The sequence below is a fragment of the Nonomuraea sp. NPDC004702 genome, from assembly GCF_053601695.1.
In genome coordinates, this window is sequence record NZ_JBSGCE010000059.1 from 37,436 (window position 1) to 55,636 (window position 18,201).

An 18,201-nucleotide genomic window follows, 5' to 3' on the forward strand; every position below is an offset into this window, starting at 1 on the left:
CCTCAGGCGGCGGCCAGCCGGACGATCTCGCGCGGCCGGGCCTCGCGCTCGTCGAAGGCCACGTCGAGGTCGGCGGCGCCGAGCGCGGCCAGCGACGCGGCGAACGCCTCGTCCGACTCCCAGCGCACGATGGACACCACCGCCTCCGCCGACAGCCAGCACTCCGCCGACAGGCAGCCGGGCGTGCTCCGGAACGCCTCGGCCACCTTGCGCACCCGCTCGACGAACTCCTCCCGGTGTGCGGCGTGCGGGTAGTGCGTGGCGATCATGGCGACGTGCACGGGAGTCTCCTCTGTGTTGGTCAACATAGAATACGATTGATAGCACAGAGGAGGTGGCGTGACAACGCGACGGGAACAGACCAGCAACGAGAGCCGCGAGCTCATCCTCAACGCGGCGGCCGAGCTGTTCGCCGAGAAGGGCTACCGGCAGACCACGTTCCACGACGTGGCCGCCCGGTCGGGCATCAGCCGCGGGTCCATTCCGTGGCACTTCGGCGGCAAGGAGGGCCTGCTGCTGGCCGTGCTCGAACGGTCGGTGGCCAGGGTGCGCGACGGCCTCACCGACGCACCCGAGGGCGAGCCGGACTTCGGGCCGTTCGACCAGGGCGTCGGCGCGATGTTCGCCCTGCCGACCACCAAGCTGTTCGTCACCCTGCTGGTCGAGGCGCTGGAACCTGGCTCGCCCATCCGCGACCGCTACGTCGAGATCCACGACACGCTGCGCGACCACTGCAGGCGCTGGCTCGAACGCCTGCCGCTGCCGCCGGGCCTGTCGGTGGAGCCGCTGGCCGTCGCGCTCATCGGCGCCGGCATCGGCATCCACCAGCAGTGGCTGGTCGCCCCCGAGCGCGTCGACGCCGGCGCGGCCCTGGCCACCCTGCGCGCCCTGGTCGCCGGGGTGCTGCCGCCCGCGCAGGACTGACCGCGGGCGCGGGCCGCCCTCCTGGCCGCCCCGGCCGTACGGACATGACAGGACATCGCCGGGTAATGGAGGCGTCACGACGGGTGCCGCCGGGCCGCCGGCTGGACATGACATCAGCCGGCGACCGGACGGCACACGAGGTGCCCCGGGCGATGAGGGAGGTCGTCATGAAGGTTGTCGTGGTCGGCGGGACCGGCCTGATCGGGTCGAAGCTCGTGCGCAGGCTGGCCGGAGAGGGGCACGAGGCGGTCGCCGCGTCCCCGAGCACCGGCGTCGACACCCTCACGGAGGAGGGGCTGGCCGAGGCCCTGGAGGGGGCGCGGGTCGTGGTGGACGTCTCCAACTCGCCGTCGTTCGAGCGGAGCGCGGTGCTGGAGTTCTTCGAGACCTCCACCCGCAACCTGCTGGCCGCCGGGGCGGCGGCGGGCGTCGGCCACCACGTCGCGCTGTCGGTCGTGGGCACCGAGCGCATGCCCGACAACGGCTACTTCGCCGCGAAGATCGCCCAGGAGCGGCTGATCGAGAAGTCGGGCCTGCCGTACTCGCTGGTGCACGCGACGCAGTTCTTCGAGTTCGTGCGGGGCATCGCCGACGAGTCGGCCGCGGGCGGCGCGGTGCGCATCGCGCCCGTGCTGTTCCGGCCCGTCGCGGGCGACGACGTCGCGGCGGCGCTCGCCCGGGTCGCGCTCGGGACGCCCCTGAACGGCAGGACCGAGGTCGCCGGCCCCGAGCAGTACCGGATGGACGAGTTCTTCCGCGACGCGCTGGCCGGCCTCGGCGACCCGCGCGAGGTGGTCACCGACGAGCACGCCCGCTACTTCGGCAGCGAGCTGACCGAGCGCTCGCTGGTGCCCGGCGACGACGCCACGCTGGGCCGGACCACGTACCAGGACTGGGCGGCCGGCGAGTAGGGCGCCGTCAGAACCAGGCGGCCAGCGCCTCCTCCAGCGCGGCGTCCGGCGCGTCGCCGGCCCAGGCGACGACGCCGTCCGGCCGGACCAGCAGGCCGCCGAAGTCGCGGACGTCCACCGGCTTGGCCGCCAGCACCGGCACCCGCGGGTCGGCCGCCAGACCGGCCCCGAGGTCCAGCAGCAGCCCGCGCCCCTCGTGCAGGTGGTCGCCGACCCGGGTGCCGTCGGCCAGCTCCAGGTCGGGGACGCTCCGGCCGACCAGCGGGTGGCCGCCGGGCAGCTCGTAGCGGTGCCAGACGCCGGAGAGCCGCTTGACGAAGTACGTGGTGCCCGCGGTGGTGTCGATCAGGTCGGACACGACGGCCCGCAGCGCCCGGGAGCGGGCCTCGGGCCGCATGAGCTCCACCTGGGCGCGGGTCCAGTCGAGCACCCACGCGCCGATGGGGTGGCGCTCGGCGGTGTAGGTGTCCAGCAGCGCCTCGGGCGAGCGGCCCCGGACGACGGCGGCCAGCTTCCAGCCGAGGTTGACGGCGTCGCCGATGCCCAGGTTGAGCCCCTGACCGCCGAAGGGCGAGTGGACGTGCGCCGCGTCGCCGGCCAGCAGGACCCGGCCGAGCCGGTAGGTGGTGGCCTGGCGGGCGTTGTCGGTGAAGCGGGTGGCCGTCCTGACGCCGGTGATGGTGACGTCCACGCCGGAGACGGCCCGCAGGCTGGCCTGCAGCTCCTCGGCGGTGACCGGCGCGGTGCGGTCCTCCGGCGGCCCGTCGAACTCCACGGTCAGGATGCGGCCGGGGGTCGGCCCGTTGGCGTAGGTGCCGGTGTCGGTGTGCGTCCAGCCGGTGCCGAGCCCTTCGGCGCCCTCCATCGTCACGACGGCCTGGTGGCCGGTGATCTGCGGAGGCGTGCCGGGGAAGTCGAAGCCGGCCAGGCGGCGCACGGTGCTGCGGCCGCCGTCGCAGCCCACCAGCCAGCCGCAGCGGAACTCCCGCTCGCCCGCCCGCACGACGACCCCGTCGGCGGAGGGCTCGAAGCCGGTCAGCTCCACGCCGCGCAGCACGTCCGCGCCGAGCTCGGCGGCCCGTTCGCCGAGCACCCGCTCGATGTCCTGCTGACGGATGCCGCTCAGGCGGGCGGCCGGCCCGCGGTCGGCGAAGTCGGGGTCGCTCTCGTCCACCCGGTCGGTCAGCAGCCACAGCCCGGCGAAATGCCCGGCGAAGGCGGACATCTTGGGCTGCCCGGCCGCCGCCGCGCCGCCCCGCTGGGCCATGAACGCCTGGAAGGCCTTCATGGTCTCGGCCTGGGCCTCCTCCAGCACCGGGAGCAGCCCGCGCCGGTAGAAGGCCTCGGCGGTGGGCGTGTTGACCGAGCCGGCCTTGACCGTCTGGTCGATGTCGGTCAGCCGCTCCAGCACCGCCACGCGCACGTCGTGCAGCCGCAGCTCGCAGGCGAGCATCAGGCCGACGGGGCCGCCACCGGAAATGATCACGTCGTAGTCCATGCCGAAAACTATACCCGACTAAATTTTAAGTGCGATACACTTTTTTCGTGAAAGAGACTCCATCGCTCCGCGAACGCAAGAAGGCCGAGACCCGCAGGCGCATCTCCGACCACGGCTCGATGTTGTTCTACGAACGCGGCTTCGACGAGGTGACCATCGGCGAGATCGCCGAGGCGGCGGACGTCTCCAAGGTGACGGTGTTCAACTACTTCCCCCGCAAGGAGGACATCTTCTTCGACCGCGTCCCCGAGCTGGTCGACCTGGTCACCGACACCGTCCGGGGTCGCCGGGCGGGCGAGCCGGTGCTGTCCGCGCTGCGCGACATGCTCGTCCGGCACGCGCGCGAGGGCCACCCGCTCGGCGGGGTCGACGACCGGTTCGTGCACTTCTTCCGGGTGGTGGCCGGCTCCGCGGCGCTGCGGGCGCGCGCCAGGGAGATCGCCGACGAGCTGGAGGCCGTGCTCGCGGCCCTGATCGACGAGTCCGGCGAGGGGCTGCCCGGCCGGTTGACCGCCGCGCTGCTCGTCGGCGCCTTCCGCTCGGCCTTCCTGGCCACCGCGGCCCGCCAGCTGGCCGGGGAACGGGCCGCCGACGTGCTTCCCGACCACGTCGCGGCGCTCGACCTGGCGTTCGACGTGCTGGCGCGGGGGCTGGCGCCCGTCCGGTCAGGATCGGAGAAGCATCCACCCCGCGACCGGCACTAACGTGAGGCCGTACCCTCGTGGCCGGCCGGATTCGGCCCGGCGACGCCTACGGGGGCCCGCGCGAGAGATGGAGAGACGATGAGCACGCACACGCCGCCCGAGCGGCAGATCGCCGACAGCCACGATCTGATCCGCGTCCACGGCGCGCGCGAGAACAACCTCAAGGACATCAGCGTCGAGATCCCCAAGCGCCGGCTGACGGTGTTCACCGGCGTGTCCGGCTCGGGCAAGAGCTCGCTGGTGTTCGCCACCATCGCCGCCGAGTCGCAGCGGCTGATCAACGAGACCTACAGCACGTTCGTCCAGGGGTTCATGCCGACGCTGGCGCGGCCCGAGGTCGACGTCCTGGAGGGGCTGACCACCGCGATCATCGTCGACCAGCAGCGGATGGGCGCCGACCCCCGCTCCACCGTCGGCACCGCCACCGACGCCAACGCCATGCTGCGCATCCTGTTCAGCCGGCTCGGCCGGCCGCACATCGGCTCGCCCAACGCCTACTCCTTCAACGTGCCCTCGGTCCGCGCCACCGGCGCGATCACCGTCGAGCGCGGCTCCAGCAAGACGGTCCGGCAGAGCTTCACCCGCCTGGGCGGCATGTGCCCCAACTGCGAGGGCCGCGGCACGGTCTCCGACATCGACCTCACCCAGCTCTACGACGACTCCAAGTCGCTGGCCGACGGCGCCTTCACCATCCCCGGCTGGAAGTCCGACAGCTTCTGGACCGTGCGCGTCTACGCCGAGTCGGGGCTGCTCGACCCCCACAAGCCGATCCGCGACTTCACCGAGCAGGAGATGCGGGACTTCCTCCACCGGGAGCCGACCAAGGTCAAGGTCGAGGGCGTCAACCTCACCTACGAGGGCCTGATCCCGAAGATCCAGAAGACCTTCCTGTCGAAGGACAAGGAGGGCATGCAGCCGCACATCCGCGCCTTCGTCGAGCGGGCGGTCACCTTCACCACCTGCCCCGAGTGCGACGGCACCCGGCTCAGCCCGGAGGCCCGGTCCTCGAAGATCGACGGCGTCAGCATCGCCGACGCGTGCCGGATGCAGATCACCGACCTGGCCGAGTGGATCCGCGGCCTCGACCAGCCGTCCGTGGCGCCGCTGCTGACCACGCTGGGCCGTACGCTCGACTCCTTCGTCGAGATCGGGCTGGGCTACCTGTCGCTCGACCGGCCGGCCGGCACGCTGTCGGGCGGCGAGGCGCAGCGCGTCAAGATGATCCGCCACCTCGGCTCCTCGCTCACCGACACCACCTACGTCTTCGACGAGCCCACCATCGGCCTGCACCCCCACGACATCCAGCGGATGAACGGCCTGCTGGTCAGGCTGCGCGACAAGGGCAACACGGTGCTCGTCGTCGAGCACAAGCCGGAGGCCATCGCCATCGCCGACCACGTCGTGGACCTCGGCCCCGGCGCCGGCACGGAGGGCGGCACGGTCTGCTTCGAGGGCACCGTCGAGGGGCTGCGGGCCAGCGGCACCGTCACCGGCCGCCACCTCGACGACCGGGCCCGCCTGAAGGACGACGTGCGCAAGCCCACCGGCGCCCTGGAGATCCGCGGGGCGAACAAGCACAATCTCCGTGACGTGGACGTCGACATCCCGCTCGGGGTGCTGGTCGTCGTCACCGGCGTGGCCGGCTCCGGCAAGAGCTCGCTCGTGCACGGGTCCATACCGGCCGGCGCGGGCGTGGTGTCGATCGACCAGAGCCCGATCCGCGGCTCGCGGCGGAGCAACCCGGCGACCTACACCGGCCTGCTCGACCCCATCCGCAAGGCGTTCGCCAAGGCCAACGGCGTCAAGCCGGCCCTGTTCAGCGCCAACTCCGAGGGCGCCTGCCCCAACTGCAACGGCGCCGGCGTCCTCTACACCGACCTGGGCGTGATGGCCGGCGTCGCCACCGTCTGCGACGAGTGCGAGGGCAGGCGCTTCCAGGCCGAGGTGCTGGAGTACCGCCTGGGCGGCCGGAACATCAGCGAGGTGCTGGCGATGCCGGTGACCGAGGCCGAGGAGTTCTTCGGCGCGGGCGAGGCGCGCACCCCGGCCGCGCACGCCATCCTGGGCCGGCTCGCCGACGTCGGACTCGGCTACCTCAGCCTCGGCCAGCCGCTCACCACGCTGTCCGGCGGCGAGCGGCAGCGGCTCAAGCTGGCCACCCAGATGGCCGAGAAGAGCGGCGACGTCTACGTGCTCGACGAGCCCACCACCGGCCTGCACCTCGCCGACGTCGAGCAGCTGCTCGGCCTGCTCGACCGGCTGGTCGACGGCGGCAAGTCGGTGATCGTCATCGAGCACCACCAGGCGGTCATGGCGCACGCCGACTGGATCGTCGACCTCGGCCCCGGAGCCGGTCACGACGGCGGCCGGGTCGTCTTCGAGGGCACCCCCGCCGACCTCGTCGCCGCCCGCTCCACCCTGACCGGCCAGCACCTGGCGGCCTACGTCGGCGGCACGTCCGCATGAGGCTGCTCGTCGTCGGCGGCAGCGGCTTCCTGGGCGCCGAGCTCGTCCGGCAGGGCGCGGCGGCCGGGCACGAGGTGACCGCGACCTGCCACACCCGCCCGGGGGAGGCGGCCGGCGTCACCTGGTCGCCGCTCGACGTGCGCCGGCGCGCCGACGTCGAGGAGCTGGTCGCCGCGGTCCGGCCGGATGCGGTCGTGAACGCCGCCTTCCGGCAGCACGACTGGGCGACCACGGCCACCGGCGCCGCGAACGTCGCCCTGACCGCCGCCGCGGCGGGCAGCCGCCTGGTGCACGTCTCCAGCGACACGGTCTTCTCCGGGGCCGCCATCCGCTACGACGAGACGTGCCTCCCCGACCCGATCACCCCGTACGGCGCGGCCAAGGCGGCCGCCGAGACCGTCGTGGCCGCGGTCGCCCCGGACGCGGTGATCGCCAGGACGTCGCTGATCATCGGCGACGGCGGCTCGTCGCACGAGGCGCTGGTGCACGCCCTGGCCACCGGCACGACGCAGGGCGTGCTGTTCACCGACGACGTGCGATGCCCGGTGCACGTCGCCGACCTCGCGGCGGCCCTGCTGGAGCTGGCCGCCGCAGGCCCGCCCGGCGTCCGCCACGTCGCCGGGGCCGACGCGGTGAGCCGGTACGAGCTGGGCCTGCTCGTCGCCCGCCGCGACGGGCTCGACCCGGCCCGGCTCCCGGCGGGCCGGCGCGCGGACTCGGGCGTGCCCGGCCCGCTCGACGTGCGCCTCGACTGCGCCGCCACCCAGCGGCTGCTGCGCACCAGGCTGCGCGGCGCGCGCCGGTTCCTCGACCCGGCCCGCCCCTGACCTTGCCCTGCTCAGAGCCGCTGGTTGATGCGGATCAGGTTGCCCGCCGGATCCCGCACGGCGCAGTCGCGCACCCCGTACGGCTGCTCGGCCGGCTCCTGGACGATCTCCGCGCCGTTCGCCGCCAGCCGGTCGAAGACGGCGTCGAGGTCGTCGGTCGACAGGTTGATGCCGGCGAAGGTGCCCTTGGCCATCATCTCGACGATGGTGCGGCGCTCGTCCTCGGTGATGCCGCAGCCGTCGGGGACCGGCGGCTGGAGCACGATCGACGTGCCGGGCTGGCCCGCGGGGCCGACCGTGATCCAGCGTTTCCCGTCGTAGCCGACGTCGCCGCGCACCTCGAAGCCGAGGGCGTCGCGGTAGAAGGCGAGGGAGGCGTCCGGGTCGTCGTGGGGCAGGTAGCTGGAGTGGATGGTGATGTCCATGCCGGTCACGCTAGTTCCGCCGGCCCGGACGACGCTTCTCGATTCCTGACCGCCGTCCGTCCGCGCTTCCGGTGGCCTCAGCTGTGGCCCGGGACGGGGGTGCCGGCGCCCCGCTCCAGCGGCAGCACCGGGATGCGCAGGGTGGTCGTGCCGGTGGTCAGGCGGAAGGTGACGTCGATCGGCGTGGCCCCGAGCGGGCGGTCGATGTCGAGGATCTCCAGGTGCGGACGGCTCTGCCCCTCCTGCAGCGAGACGGTCGAGCGGGCCGGGACGGTCACGTTGACCTCCTCCTGCGCCGCCCCCGGCCCCGCCCGGTAGACGACCTTCCTGGCGTGCACGGTGCTGACGCCGTCGAGCTTCTGGGGCTGGTCGCTCTCGTTGACCAGCGTCAGGTAGAGGCCGAGGTCGTCGCCCGGCTTCTGCTGTTCCACGGACGGGGCCAGGATGTGGACGTGCAACAGCCGCATCGCCCCCACCTGCCCGTCGACCAGCCCCTCACGGGCCGTGCCCTGCGGAAGGGGCGACTCCCGCTGCCCCGGGTTGCAGGCCGGCAGCAGCGCCAGCACGCACAGGGCCGACAGGAAGGGCAGCAGCAGCGCTCGCGGGCCCCGTGGTGATGTCCTCATGTTCGCGCCTTCGTGTGGTGTGAGGCCGGTGACGAGGCCACAGCGCGGGCCCGCTCGCACGAGCGCCGCCTGCGGGGGGTTGACCGCAACCACGATGTACCCCCTTGACCGGCCCCCATGCCGGACCCGCCTACCCGCCGGAGTCGCGGTAGAAGCTCAGCCCGGCGTGCTCGGGATCGGTGTAGACCTTCACCGTCCCGTCCGGGTACGCGGCGAACGGCAGGACGACGCCGTCGGGGCACGGGTGCAGGAACATCAACGTCGGGCCCACGACGACGAACGAGCGGGCCTGCGGCGTGGCGTGCTCGGCGCCGTGCTCGGCCCGCCACCGGGCCACCCGGTCGGCCGCGCCCGGCTGCCTGGCGACGTCCTCCACCTTCCCGATCAGGTCCTCGATGGCGACCTGGTCGAGGATCTCGACCTGCACCTGCTGCGGTTCCCCCATGCCGTTCTTCCTTGGCTCGTGTCCTGCCCGGCCCCCGCGACGGGGACACCGGCCGGCCGGTGAGCCCGCCGCCCCCGGGATGTGCGGCCTACCCCCTGCCAGGTACGGCGAAACGGCGCAGGTCAGCGGCCTGATCGCCGGGCGCGCGCAGCCCGGCGGCCGCGTCCGGGACACGAGGGGCGGCGGCGACGATAGACCTCGCCGCGGCCGGGCAGAGAAGGGGGTTTCTCAGGTTCAGGAGCCCCCATGTCTGGTGATCAGTTCACTTCCGCCGCCCCGCCGGGCGAACCCGGCGCGGCGTCCGCGGCCGCCCGCGACGGCCACGCCGCCGGCCCCCGCCCGGAGACGACGGGGCTGCCCTTCGGCAGGCCCGGACGGCCGTTCGGCAGCACGCCCTTCGTCTTCGGGTTCACCGCCGCGCTCGGCGTGCTGACCGCCTGGCTGCTGGTCCAGGCGCTCACCGCCAGCGCCTCGATGCTCCTGCTGATCATCGTGTCGTTGTTCCTGGCCGTCGGCCTGGATCCCGCCGTGCGATGGCTGGAGGAGCACGGCCTGCCGCGCTGGGCGGCGATCACCGCGGTGTTCACGGCGGTGATCGTGCTGTTCGCCGGGTTCGCCATGGCGATCATCCCGGCGCTGTCGGAGCAGGCGGGACAGTTCGCCGAGCAGCTGCCCGCCTACATCCAGCAGTTGCAGAACAACCCGCAGATCCGCGACCTGGACCAGCGCTACCAGCTCCTGGAACGGCTGCAGACGTACCTGACCAGCGGCGACCTCGGCCGGCAGGTGTTCGGCGGGCTGCTCGGCATCGCCTCGATCGTGGTCAGCGCCGTGTTCTCCACGCTGACCGTGCTCATCCTCACCCTGTACTTCCTGGGCGCGCTGCGCTCCATCACGCGCACCGGCTACCGGCTGATCCCGAGGAGCCGCAGGGACCGGGCCCGGCTGCTCGGCGACGAGATTCTCAACCGGGTCGGCGGCTACGTGGCCGGAAACCTGATCATCTCGCTGATCGCGGGCGTGACCACGTTCGTCTTCCTGTCGATCGCGGGCGTGCCGTACGCGCTGGCCCTGGCGATCATCGTGGCCCTCACCGACCTCATCCCGCTCATCGGCGCGTTCATCGGCGCGGGCATCGCCACGCTGGTCGCGCTGTTCGCCTCGCTCCCGGTGGCCATCGCCACCCTGATCTTCTTCGTCGTCTACCAGCAGATCGAGAACTACCTGATCGCGCCCAAGGTGATGAAGTCGTCCGTGGACGTGCCGGCCGCCGCCACGATCGTGGCCGCCCTCATCGGCGGCGCCCTGCTCGGCGTGGTGGGCGCCCTGCTGGCCATCCCGGTCGCCGCCGCCGTCCAGGTGATCGTCAACCACGTGGTGCTGCCCCGTCAGGAACGTCACTGAGGGCGCCGGGTGTGAGCGCCTGACCTCGGGGTACCTGGGGCGGACCCGACGCCCGGCATCCCTCGTCCCGCCGGGCGTCCCGACCCCAGGGAGGCCGTCCATGGACGCGATCGTGCTGCTCAAAGAGGACCACAAGACCGTGGAGAAGCTGTTCAAGGAGTTCGAGAAGGCGGGCCAGGACGCCCACAAGACCAAGCAGAAGATCGTCGCGCAGGTCATCGAGGAGCTGACCGCGCACACCTACATCGAGGAGAAGATCTTCTACCCGGCCGCCCGCTCGGGCGCCCCCGACACCACCGACCACATCCTGGAGAGCGTCGAGGAGCACCACGTCGTCGTCTGGATGTTGTCGGAGCTGAAGGACCTCGACCCGGCCGACGAGCGCTACGACGCCAAGATGACGGTGCTCATGGAGAACGTCCGCCACCACGTCGAGGAGGAGGAGAAGGAGTGGTTCCCGCAGGTGCGCGAGTCCATGGGACGCAACCGGCTGCAGGAGCTGGGCGAGGAGATGGCCAAGGCCAAGGCCGAGGCCCCGCGTGACCCCCTGAAGATCCCCAGCGCCTCCTCCTAGCCACGGCGCGGGATGGAACGGCCTGGAACGCCCCAACGGGTGCAGGCCCACCCGTCCCGACCCAGGGGGAGATCATGACGTACCTGAGAAGAAAGCTGCCGGCGGTGCTGTGCGCGGCGGTCCTGGCCGGTTCCGGGGCCGCCGTCCTGGCGGGCGCCGCCACGCCCGCCACCGCCGCCACGGGCACGCTGTTCGACGGCTTCGGCCGTGACCTCGCCGAGAACGCCGCGCTCGCCGGCGCCGAGTCCGACGCCCGCCGCGACGCGCTGAGCCACGGGTTCGCGGACTGCGAGGTGTTCGAGTCGGTGGTCTCCCAGGACGCCCGCACCCACGTGTTCTTCGCCCTGGTCACCGTGAGTTGCGAAGACGCCGCGCGGTAGGGCGGAGCGGCAGGGCGGCGCGCCGGACAGCAGGGACATGTCCGGCGCGTTTTACCGTCGTCCGACGTGGGGTTGATCTGGCACTAAGGTGTGCCGCATGAATATAACTACGGAGAGTAGCATCATGCGTACTCTCAGACACGATGTGCCGGCATCGCTGGTGGTGTTCCTCGTCGCGGTGCCACTCTCACTCGGCGTCGCCCTGGCCGCGGGCGCGCCGCTGGCCGCCGGGCTCGTCGCCGCCGCGGTCGGCGGCATCGTCGCCGGGCGGCTGGGCGGCTCGGTGGTGCAGGTCAGCGGCCCGACCGCGAGCCTGACGGTGGTGATCGCCGGTCTCGTGCAGACCTACGGCTGGCGCGCCACCTGCCTGATCACGATCATGGCCGGCGGCCTGCAGGTGCTGCTCGGCGCGTTCAAGGCGGCCCGGGCCGCGCTCGCGGTCTCGCCCGCGGTCGTCCACGGCATGCTGGCCGGCGTCGGCATCATCATCGCGCTCGCCCAGCTGCACGTCGTCCTCGGCGGCAGCCCCGAGCAGTCGCCGTGGGCCAACCTGGCCGAGCTGCCCAGCCAGATCATGGACCTGCACGGCCACAAGGTCATGGTCGGCATCCTCACCATCACGGTCCTGCTGGTCTGGAGCCGGATGCCCAGGCACGTCCGGATGATCCCCGCGCCGCTGGCCGCGCTGCTCGCCGCCGCCGTCACCGCCGCGGTGTTCGGCTGGAACGTCACCCGCATCGACCTGTCCGGCGCGATCACCGCGTGGGCGCCGCCGGTGCTGCCGGCCGGCGACTGGCAGCACATCGCCATGGGCGTGCTGCTGGTGGCGCTGGTGGCCGGGGCGGAGTCGCTGCTGTGCTGCGTGGCCACCGACAGCATGCACACCGGCCCCCGCTCCGACCTCGACCGCGAGCTGACCGGCCAGGGCGTGGCCAACATGGTGAGCGGCGTGCTCGGCGGGCTCCCGGTCGCCGGCGTGATCGTGCGCAGCACCACCAACATCCAGGCGGGCGCCCGCACCCGCTGGTCGGCGATCCTGCACGGCGTCTGGGTGCTGCTGTTCGCCCTCTGCCTCGGCTGGACGATCAAGCTGATCCCGATGGAGGCGCTGGCCGCGCTGCTGGTCTTCATCGGCATCAAGACCATCAGCCTCGGCCACCTCAGGAAGGTCCACGGCCACAACGAGGTGCCCGTCTACGTCATGACCATGTCCGGCGTGATCCTGGTCGGGCTGGCCGAGGGCGTCCTGGCCGGGCTGGCGCTGGCCGCGCTGCTGGCGCTGCGGCGGCTGACCCGGGTGACCGTGGACAAACGGCAGGAACCCGGCGGGGTCATGCACGCGACGGTCTCCGGCTCGCTCACCTTCCTGGGCGTGCCCCGGCTGACCCAGGAGCTGCGCGCCATCCCGCCAGGCGTCGCCGTCGACCTCGACCTGAACATCGACTTCATGGACAACGCCGCCTTCGACGCGATCCACTCCTGGCGGCTGGACCACGAGCGCCTGGGCGGCACCGTCACGATCGACGAGCTGCACGACGAGTGGTACACGATGGCGGCCAGCGGCGGACGCATGTTCCCGGCCAAGAGCCCGCCCAAGGCGCCCGGCCGCTGGTGGCTGCCGTGGACCCACCGCGGCCGTCCGCTGTCGGCCACGGCGGCGATCGAGTGCCGCCTGGCCCAGGGCGCGGACGAGTTCCACAAGCGCACGGCCCCGCTGCTGCGGCCCATCTTCACCCAGCTCGCCACCCAGCAGCGTCCCTCGCACCTGTTCATCACCTGCGCCGACTCGCGGGTCGTGCCCAGCCTGATCACCTCCAGCGGGCCCGGCGACCTGTTCACGGTCCGCAACATCGGCAACCTGGTGCCGTGCGCCGGCTCCGAGCCGCACGACGACTCGGTGGCCGCCGCCATCGAGTACGCCACCGGCGTGCTGAGCGTGCACACCATCACCGTCTGCGGCCACTCCGGCTGCGGCGCGATGGCGGCGCTGCTGAAGGGCCCGGCGACCACCGAGGGCCTGCCGCAGCTGAGCCGCTGGCTGCGGCACGGCCATCCCAGCCTCGACCGGCTCGGCGAGGGCGGCCACGACGCCTCCGCCGAAGACGCCGCCCTCGACGCGCTGTGCCGGCTCAACATCCAGCAGCAGCTGGAGAACCTGCGGACCTACCGCAAGGTCGACGAGCAGGTCAGGGCCGGGCAGCTGACGCTGGTGGGGCTGTACTTCGAGATCGGCTCGGCGCGGGTGCACCATGTGCCGCCGCGCGCGTCCGCCGCCCCCGAGCCGGACGGCCCGCTGCCGACCGAGCCCACCCCCACGTAGGCGCGTCCCCGCCGCGCCGGCCCGCCCGGCGCGGCGGGGTCACACCACGTGGTTGCGCAGGCCCAGCTCCTCCGGGTAGGGGGAGAAGTACGTCTGGTCCTGGACGTAGGTGGCCGCCTCGCCGCGGGCGTGGTGGCGCAGCAACGTCAGCGGCACGCTCAACGCCACCCGGTGCGCCGCGTACGAGCCGATGACCTCGACCAGGTCGGCGCGGCGCACCGGGTCGAGCTCGTCGCCGAGCATGCCGAGGCAGTGCTGCAGCACGTTGACGTTGCGCCCGATCGACGCCTTGACCGCCATCGCCCGCCGGAACGCCGTGCCGTACTCCTCGGCCAGCTCCTCGCGCGGCCGGACGCCCGCGGCGGCGACCAGACGGCCGGTCTCGCGGTAGCCCTCGGTGGAGTGGGCCAGCAGCTGCATCTTGTGCCGGGCCTGGAAGGCGACCAGGTCACGCGGCCGCCAGTCGCTCTCCAGCAGCTCGCGCAGCCGCGCGTGGGCGAAGATGCGCTCGACGAACGCCTCCCGCAGGACGGCGTCGTTGAGCCGCCCCTCGTCCTCGACGGGCAGCAGCGGGTGGCCCTCGATCACCGCGTCGGCGAACAGGCCCCGGTTGTCGCGGGTCACCGCGTGGTCACCGGCGTACAGCGGGATGCCGTGGATGCCGCAGCTCGGGCTCTTGGCCTTGAACACGTAACCGTCGGCCGCCAGGGCCGGGGAACGTTCGGCGGCCAGCTCGTCCATGGCGGAGGTGAGGTCGCGGCGGCTCTGCCGGGTCATCAGGCGCGGGCCGGCGGGCGAGCGCTCCAGGCGCAGCGTCTCGCGGGGCGCGCCGAGGCCGATCTCCATCTCGGGGCAGATCGGCACCCAGTCCACGAACGGCGCCAGCTCCTGCGTCAGGAAACGGGCCCGGCTGTGCCCGCCGTTGTGCCGTACCGGCTCGCCGAGCAGACAGCTCGACACCGCCACCCGCGGCCTGCCCCAATCCTGCGCCTGCGCCATGTCCTGACAGATGCCCAGCTCGCGCCTCCGCACGCCACGAAGATTTGTCGCAACCAGGGCGTAGCGTTCAGGCATGACGAATGCGCACATTCCGCTTGATGGCGAGCAGTGGCAGCCTGGGGACCTCGTCGTCGACGCCGACGGCGGCCTGTTCACGCGCGCGAGTGCGCAGGACGAGGCCGACGGCCTGCCCTGGGGGCGTCCCCGGCACGCGGCGCGGCACGCCGACGGGAGCGCCCACGTGCCGGCGGGCGAGGCGGGGGAGCAGGTGCCCGCCCGTCCGCTGACGTTGCTGCTGCGCGACGGGCGGCCGGCGCTGCCCGCCGTACCGGCCGACGCGGCGACGGTGCTCGGCACGCAGGCCCGCCAGACCGCGGCGCTGGCCGGTGTCGGCGGCCTGTTCCTGGCCGCCACCGCCTTCGACCCGGACGGCGCCGGCGACCCGAGGGCGGCCCGGCTGCGCGCGGACCTGCTGGACCACGTGGTGGTGGTCGACGACGCCGAGGAGCTGGCCGCGATGTTCGGCGGCGCGGCCGACGGGCTGCTGGTCGAGCTGGCCGAATGGCACCGGCGCAGCGTGGGCGAGAGCGCCTGACCGGGGCGGCCGGTCGCCCGTCCGGCCCGCTGCCGGGTCAGGGGCCGGTGGGGCGGATGCGGGCCATGCGGAGGCGGACCTGGGAGGAGGCGCCGGTCTGGGTGATGACGAACTCGTCGCACAGGCGGCGCATCACCCACAGGCCGTAACCGCCCGGCCCGATCTGGGGACGGGCCTCGGGGCAGGCGTCGGGCCCCAGGCGGCCCGCGTGGTCGCCGACGTCGACGGTGAGGAAGTCGTCGTCGATCCAGATGTGCACCCAGCCGGTCCCGCCCGCGTGGTCGAGCACGTTGGTGACGGCCTCGTTGGCGGCGAGCGCGAGGTCGTCACCGCGCTGGGAGGCGAGCCCGGCCTGGAGCGCGTGACGGCGGACGAGCTCCCGCAGCCCCGCCAGGTCCCGGCTGATCGGCCAGCTTGCGGCAGCGCCGGGGGAAGGCTCGGACATCGATCCCTCCTACCCGAAATCACACACCGTGTGCCCATGATGACATCGACTCGGTCGTGCGCGCAGGCCAAGCGGAGACAGAAAAGGGCTGGTCCATCTTGCCCGAGTCGCGGCTTCCGCGCCATGCCCGACCAGGGGACCTTCCGGGGGCGGGCCGTCTGACCGCAATGCCGTACCGAGGGGCCGAAAATAGCATCGTTCCAAATGGGGGATTTATCCGGAAGTCCTGGCCGGGGACTCGATCTTGCTCCATCGTTGGCGATGCAACGCGGCTCCGCTGCTGCGGAGGCGTACCGAAAGCCAAGGGAGTTCCATGCTCAACCGATATCGGGCCCTGCCGGTCGCGGTGGCGATGCTCACCGCGCTGGCGGGTGCGGCCGCGCCCGCCGGCGCGGCGGCGCCCGCGCAGGCGTCCGCCGTCGCACCCCTCACCGTGACGTTCGCCGCCACGGACGACGTGTTCATCAGCCAGGCCGAGCCGGCCAAGAGCTTTGCGACCGCGACCTGGATGAGCGTCTGCGGCGCCGCGTGCGGCAGCGCCGCCGCGGGCCGGCGGGTCGGCCTGACCCGCTTCAAGGTCACCGGGATCCCGGCGGACGCCGAGGACGTCAAGGTCACCCTGGACGTCGTCCCGGCCAGGACGACGGACACCACCGTGTCGGCCCGTCCCGTGACGGGTTCCTGGACCGAGGCGGCCACGACCTGGAACACCCGCCCCGAGTTCGGCGCCGCGCCCGTCGCCTCGCACACCGGTTTCACCGCCGGGACGACGGTCAAGCTGGACGTGTCCGCCGCCGTCGAGGGCGACGGCACGTACGCCTTCGCCCTCACCGGCGACGACGCCACCGCCACCGTGCTGATGTCCTCGCGCGAGACCGGGGACCGCGGCCCGAAGCTCACGGTCACCTACACCGAGGGCGGCGGCCAGACCGACGGGCCGCTGCCGTTCGTGCTGCCGGGGAAGGCGGCCCTGCGCGGGTCGGCCAGGAAGGTGTTCGCGCACTACTTCACGCCGTACCCGGTGTCGCTGGACAACCAGGCCCCGGCCGGCGACTACTACGCCAGGAACTACCTCAAGCCGGACGGCGAGAGCGGCAAGCACGCCGCCTACGGCGGCCTGCTGCGCGACCGGCCGGTCGGACGTGACCCCATCAGCGGCGACTACGCGCTGGCCGACTTCAAGACCGAGGTCAGGCAGGCCATCGCGGCCGGCCTGGACGGTTTCACCGTCGATATCCTGTCGATCACCAGCGCCCACTGGACGCGGGTGCAGAACCTGATCAAGGCCGCCGAGGCCGTGGACCCCGGGTTCAAGATCGTGCTGATGCCGGACACGAACGGCCTGGCCTCGGTGGACAGCGCCGCGTTCGCCGCCGCGATGGCGAAGCTGGCCGCCTCGACGTCGGTCTACCGGCTCGCCGACGACCGCCTGGTGGTGGCGCCGTTCAAGGCCGAGGGGCGCACCGCCGCCTGGTGGGCGGCCTGGATGAAGACGATGGAGACCGAGCACGGCGTCAAGGTGGCGCTGGTGCCCTGCTTCCTCGACTTCAACAAGTACCGGGACGCCTTCGCCTCGATCAGCTACGGCTTCTCCAACTGGGGCAACCGCAACCCCGCCGCCAACGCCGCCCTGGGCGGCAACATCGACCGCGCGCACGGCATGGGCAAGATCTGGATGCAGCCGGTGTCGATCCAGGACGAACGCCCCAACCAGGGCGTCTTCGACGAGGCGGGCAACACCGAGAACCTGCGGGCGACGTGGAAGGGCGCCATCGACGGCAAGGCCGACTGGGTCCAGCTCACCACCTGGAACGACTACTCCGAGAACACCCAGTTCGCGCCGTCCAGGAACGCCGGCTGGACGTACCTGGACATCAACGCCTACTACCTGACCTGTCACAAGCTCGGCTGCCCGAAGATCACGAACGACGCGGCGTACCTGACCCACCGGGTGCAGCCGGTCGCGGCCCAGCCGTCCTACGCGCAGACCAAGCTCATGAAGCTGCGCGGTGGCAGCACGGCCGCGCGTGACACCGTCGAGGTGCTCACCATGCTGACGGCGGCGGCCAAGGTGTCGGTGACCGTCGGCGGCACGACGCAGAGCTACGACGCGCCCGCCGGCGTGTCGGCCAGGACGTTCCCGCTGAAGGCGGGGGCCGTGTCGGCGACCGTCAGCAGGGGGTCGGCGACGGCGGCCAAGGTGGTCTCGCCGTACCCGATCACCGCGACGCCGTACGTGCAGGACCTGCACTACCGCGCGGCCTCCAGCGAACGCTGACCGCGCGGACCCGGGCCCGCGCCACCCGCGTGGGCCCGGCACGACCTTCGGGGCCGGCAGGGCGGCGACGGGCGTTTGGAGTTGACGAGCGCGCCCTGTTGTGAAAAGCTGAAGGCGGCACCGAGGTTGACACTTATAGTAAGTGTGGACATTCGTTTCTCATTTGAGTTATGCTGCTGCCTCGCGCCGCCCTTCGACGCCCCGGATTTCGGTCCGGGCGTTTGGCGTGCGCGCAGTTCGATTCCGTCCGTGCCCTCCGGAAGGACAACTGTTGGCAGCCTCGCTCAACGCCTCCGCCGTACCCGCTGGTCCCCGTCGCGTCTCTTTCGCGCGCATCCAGGAGCCCCTCGAAGTTCCTGATCTTCTCGCTCTGCAGACCG

At 72.5% G+C, this 18,201-nt stretch carries 18 protein-coding genes; 11 read left to right on the forward strand and 7 right to left on the reverse strand.

Annotated elements, in window-relative coordinates; genetic code table 11:
* Positions 1-2: 2 nt before the first annotated feature.
* Positions 3-308: an antibiotic biosynthesis monooxygenase family protein gene (locus ACWEJ6_RS42820; RefSeq protein ID WP_452431271.1), complete on the reverse strand. Its 306-nt coding sequence runs from the start codon at positions 306-308 to the stop codon at positions 3-5.
* A 31-nt stretch (positions 309-339) separates the two neighbouring features.
* Here ACWEJ6_RS42820 and ACWEJ6_RS42825 point away from each other — a divergent pair, with 31 nt between their 5' ends.
* The gene (locus tag ACWEJ6_RS42825) at positions 340-924 is read left to right on the forward strand and encodes a TetR/AcrR family transcriptional regulator (protein WP_452431272.1); all 585 of its coding nucleotides are present in this window, start codon (positions 340-342) and stop codon (positions 922-924) included.
* A gap of 167 nt (positions 925-1,091) precedes the next feature.
* A complete protein-coding gene (locus ACWEJ6_RS42830; protein ID WP_452431273.1) occupies positions 1,092-1,835 on the forward strand; it encodes an SDR family oxidoreductase in 744 nt (247 codons plus the stop codon).
* A gap of 7 nt (positions 1,836-1,842) precedes the next feature.
* Here ACWEJ6_RS42830 and ACWEJ6_RS42835 read toward each other — a convergent pair whose 3' ends face one another.
* Positions 1,843-3,333, reverse strand: a complete 1,491-nt coding sequence (locus tag ACWEJ6_RS42835) for an FAD-dependent oxidoreductase (protein ID WP_452431274.1) — start codon at positions 3,331-3,333, stop codon at positions 1,843-1,845.
* Between the two features lie 47 nt (positions 3,334-3,380).
* On the opposite strand from ACWEJ6_RS42835, the gene ACWEJ6_RS42840 reads away from it, so the two are divergent.
* The 3 genes from ACWEJ6_RS42840 (at position 3,381) to ACWEJ6_RS42850 (ending at position 7,330) form a co-directional block, all read left to right on the forward strand.
* Positions 3,381-4,037: a TetR/AcrR family transcriptional regulator gene (locus tag ACWEJ6_RS42840; protein ID WP_387683067.1), complete on the forward strand. Its 657-nt coding sequence runs from the start codon at positions 3,381-3,383 to the stop codon at positions 4,035-4,037.
* 78 nt (positions 4,038-4,115) lie between these two features.
* Positions 4,116-6,503 carry an ATP-binding cassette domain-containing protein gene (locus tag ACWEJ6_RS42845; RefSeq protein ID WP_452431275.1) on the forward strand — a complete coding sequence of 796 codons (2,388 nt, stop codon included), beginning with the start codon at positions 4,116-4,118 and terminating at the stop codon, positions 6,501-6,503.
* Positions 6,500-7,330 (forward strand): sugar nucleotide-binding protein, encoded by an 831-nt coding sequence (locus ACWEJ6_RS42850; protein WP_452431276.1) that lies wholly within the window; start codon positions 6,500-6,502, stop codon positions 7,328-7,330. Before ACWEJ6_RS42845 ends, ACWEJ6_RS42850 begins: the two co-directional genes overlap by 4 nt.
* An 11-nt stretch (positions 7,331-7,341) precedes the next feature.
* Here the strand turns inward: ACWEJ6_RS42850 and ACWEJ6_RS42855 are convergent, their stop codons facing one another.
* The 3 genes from ACWEJ6_RS42855 to ACWEJ6_RS42865 all read right to left on the reverse strand — a co-directional run bounded on the left by ACWEJ6_RS42855 (position 7,342) and on the right by ACWEJ6_RS42865 (position 8,826).
* Positions 7,342-7,755: a VOC family protein gene (locus ACWEJ6_RS42855; RefSeq protein WP_449921872.1), complete on the reverse strand. Its 414-nt coding sequence runs from the start codon at positions 7,753-7,755 to the stop codon at positions 7,342-7,344.
* A gap of 77 nt (positions 7,756-7,832) precedes the next feature.
* Positions 7,833-8,381 (reverse strand): copper chaperone PCu(A)C, encoded by a 549-nt coding sequence (locus ACWEJ6_RS42860; RefSeq protein WP_387683075.1) that lies wholly within the window; start codon positions 8,379-8,381, stop codon positions 7,833-7,835.
* Positions 8,382-8,511: 130 nt separating this feature from the next.
* Positions 8,512-8,826, reverse strand: coding sequence for a hypothetical protein (locus tag ACWEJ6_RS42865; protein ID WP_387683077.1), 315 nt, complete (start codon positions 8,824-8,826; stop codon positions 8,512-8,514).
* 246 nt (positions 8,827-9,072) lie between these two features.
* Between ACWEJ6_RS42865 and ACWEJ6_RS42870 the strand changes: the two genes are divergently transcribed.
* The 4 genes from ACWEJ6_RS42870 (at position 9,073) to ACWEJ6_RS42885 (ending at position 13,504) form a co-directional block, all read left to right on the forward strand.
* Positions 9,073-10,230: an AI-2E family transporter gene (locus ACWEJ6_RS42870; RefSeq protein ID WP_452431277.1), complete on the forward strand. Its 1,158-nt coding sequence runs from the start codon at positions 9,073-9,075 to the stop codon at positions 10,228-10,230.
* A 100-nt stretch (positions 10,231-10,330) separates the two neighbouring features.
* Positions 10,331-10,804, forward strand: coding sequence for a hemerythrin domain-containing protein (locus ACWEJ6_RS42875; RefSeq protein ID WP_387683081.1), 474 nt, complete (start codon positions 10,331-10,333; stop codon positions 10,802-10,804).
* Positions 10,805-10,878: 74 nt separating this feature from the next.
* Complete coding sequence (locus ACWEJ6_RS42880) at positions 10,879-11,184, forward strand: hypothetical protein (protein WP_452431278.1); 306 nt, start codon at positions 10,879-10,881, stop codon at positions 11,182-11,184.
* A 124-nt stretch (positions 11,185-11,308) separates the two neighbouring features.
* Positions 11,309-13,504: a SulP family inorganic anion transporter gene (locus ACWEJ6_RS42885; protein WP_387683083.1), complete on the forward strand. Its 2,196-nt coding sequence runs from the start codon at positions 11,309-11,311 to the stop codon at positions 13,502-13,504.
* A gap of 39 nt (positions 13,505-13,543) precedes the next feature.
* Here the strand turns inward: ACWEJ6_RS42885 and ACWEJ6_RS42890 are convergent, their stop codons facing one another.
* The gene (locus ACWEJ6_RS42890; RefSeq protein WP_452431281.1) at positions 13,544-14,503 is read right to left on the reverse strand and encodes a YbgA family protein; all 960 of its coding nucleotides are present in this window, start codon (positions 14,501-14,503) and stop codon (positions 13,544-13,546) included.
* Positions 14,504-14,576: 73 nt separating this feature from the next.
* Between ACWEJ6_RS42890 and ACWEJ6_RS42895 the strand changes: the two genes are divergently transcribed.
* Positions 14,577-15,098: a hypothetical protein gene (locus ACWEJ6_RS42895; protein ID WP_387683085.1), complete on the forward strand. Its 522-nt coding sequence runs from the start codon at positions 14,577-14,579 to the stop codon at positions 15,096-15,098.
* 37 nt (positions 15,099-15,135) lie between these two features.
* Here ACWEJ6_RS42895 and ACWEJ6_RS42900 read toward each other — a convergent pair whose 3' ends face one another.
* The gene (locus ACWEJ6_RS42900) at positions 15,136-15,543 is read right to left on the reverse strand and encodes an ATP-binding protein (protein WP_452431279.1); all 408 of its coding nucleotides are present in this window, start codon (positions 15,541-15,543) and stop codon (positions 15,136-15,138) included.
* Between the two features lie 313 nt (positions 15,544-15,856).
* Between ACWEJ6_RS42900 and ACWEJ6_RS42905 the strand changes: the two genes are divergently transcribed.
* Complete coding sequence (locus tag ACWEJ6_RS42905) at positions 15,857-17,821, forward strand: endo-1,3-alpha-glucanase family glycosylhydrolase (RefSeq protein ID WP_452431280.1); 1,965 nt, start codon at positions 15,857-15,859, stop codon at positions 17,819-17,821.
* The last annotated feature ends 380 nt before the right edge of the window (positions 17,822-18,201 follow it).

Coding starts and splice junctions, on each gene's coding strand:
- ACWEJ6_RS42890 (WP_452431281.1), bottom strand. CDS start 14,503: ATGGCGCAGGCGCAGGATTGGGGCAGGCCGCGGGTGGCGGTGTCGAGC.
- ACWEJ6_RS42830 (WP_452431273.1), top strand. CDS start 1,092: ATGAAGGTTGTCGTGGTCGGCGGGACCGGCCTGATCGGGTCGAAGCTC.
- ACWEJ6_RS42905 (WP_452431280.1), top strand. CDS start 15,857: ATGCTCAACCGATATCGGGCCCTGCCGGTCGCGGTGGCGATGCTCACC.
- ACWEJ6_RS42865 (WP_387683077.1), bottom strand. CDS start 8,826: ATGGGGGAACCGCAGCAGGTGCAGGTCGAGATCCTCGACCAGGTCGCC.
- ACWEJ6_RS42845 (WP_452431275.1), top strand. CDS start 4,116: ATGAGCACGCACACGCCGCCCGAGCGGCAGATCGCCGACAGCCACGAT.
- ACWEJ6_RS42880 (WP_452431278.1), top strand. CDS start 10,879: ATGACGTACCTGAGAAGAAAGCTGCCGGCGGTGCTGTGCGCGGCGGTC.
- ACWEJ6_RS42855 (WP_449921872.1), bottom strand. CDS start 7,755: ATGGACATCACCATCCACTCCAGCTACCTGCCCCACGACGACCCGGAC.
- ACWEJ6_RS42895 (WP_387683085.1), top strand. CDS start 14,577: ATGACGAATGCGCACATTCCGCTTGATGGCGAGCAGTGGCAGCCTGGG.
- ACWEJ6_RS42820 (WP_452431271.1), bottom strand. CDS start 308: ATGTTGACCAACACAGAGGAGACTCCCGTGCACGTCGCCATGATCGCC.
- ACWEJ6_RS42860 (WP_387683075.1), bottom strand. CDS start 8,381: ATGAGGACATCACCACGGGGCCCGCGAGCGCTGCTGCTGCCCTTCCTG.
- ACWEJ6_RS42835 (WP_452431274.1), bottom strand. CDS start 3,333: ATGGACTACGACGTGATCATTTCCGGTGGCGGCCCCGTCGGCCTGATG.
- ACWEJ6_RS42885 (WP_387683083.1), top strand. CDS start 11,309: ATGCGTACTCTCAGACACGATGTGCCGGCATCGCTGGTGGTGTTCCTC.
- ACWEJ6_RS42875 (WP_387683081.1), top strand. CDS start 10,331: ATGGACGCGATCGTGCTGCTCAAAGAGGACCACAAGACCGTGGAGAAG.
- ACWEJ6_RS42870 (WP_452431277.1), top strand. CDS start 9,073: ATGTCTGGTGATCAGTTCACTTCCGCCGCCCCGCCGGGCGAACCCGGC.
- ACWEJ6_RS42850 (WP_452431276.1), top strand. CDS start 6,500: ATGAGGCTGCTCGTCGTCGGCGGCAGCGGCTTCCTGGGCGCCGAGCTC.
- ACWEJ6_RS42900 (WP_452431279.1), bottom strand. CDS start 15,543: ATGTCCGAGCCTTCCCCCGGCGCTGCCGCAAGCTGGCCGATCAGCCGG.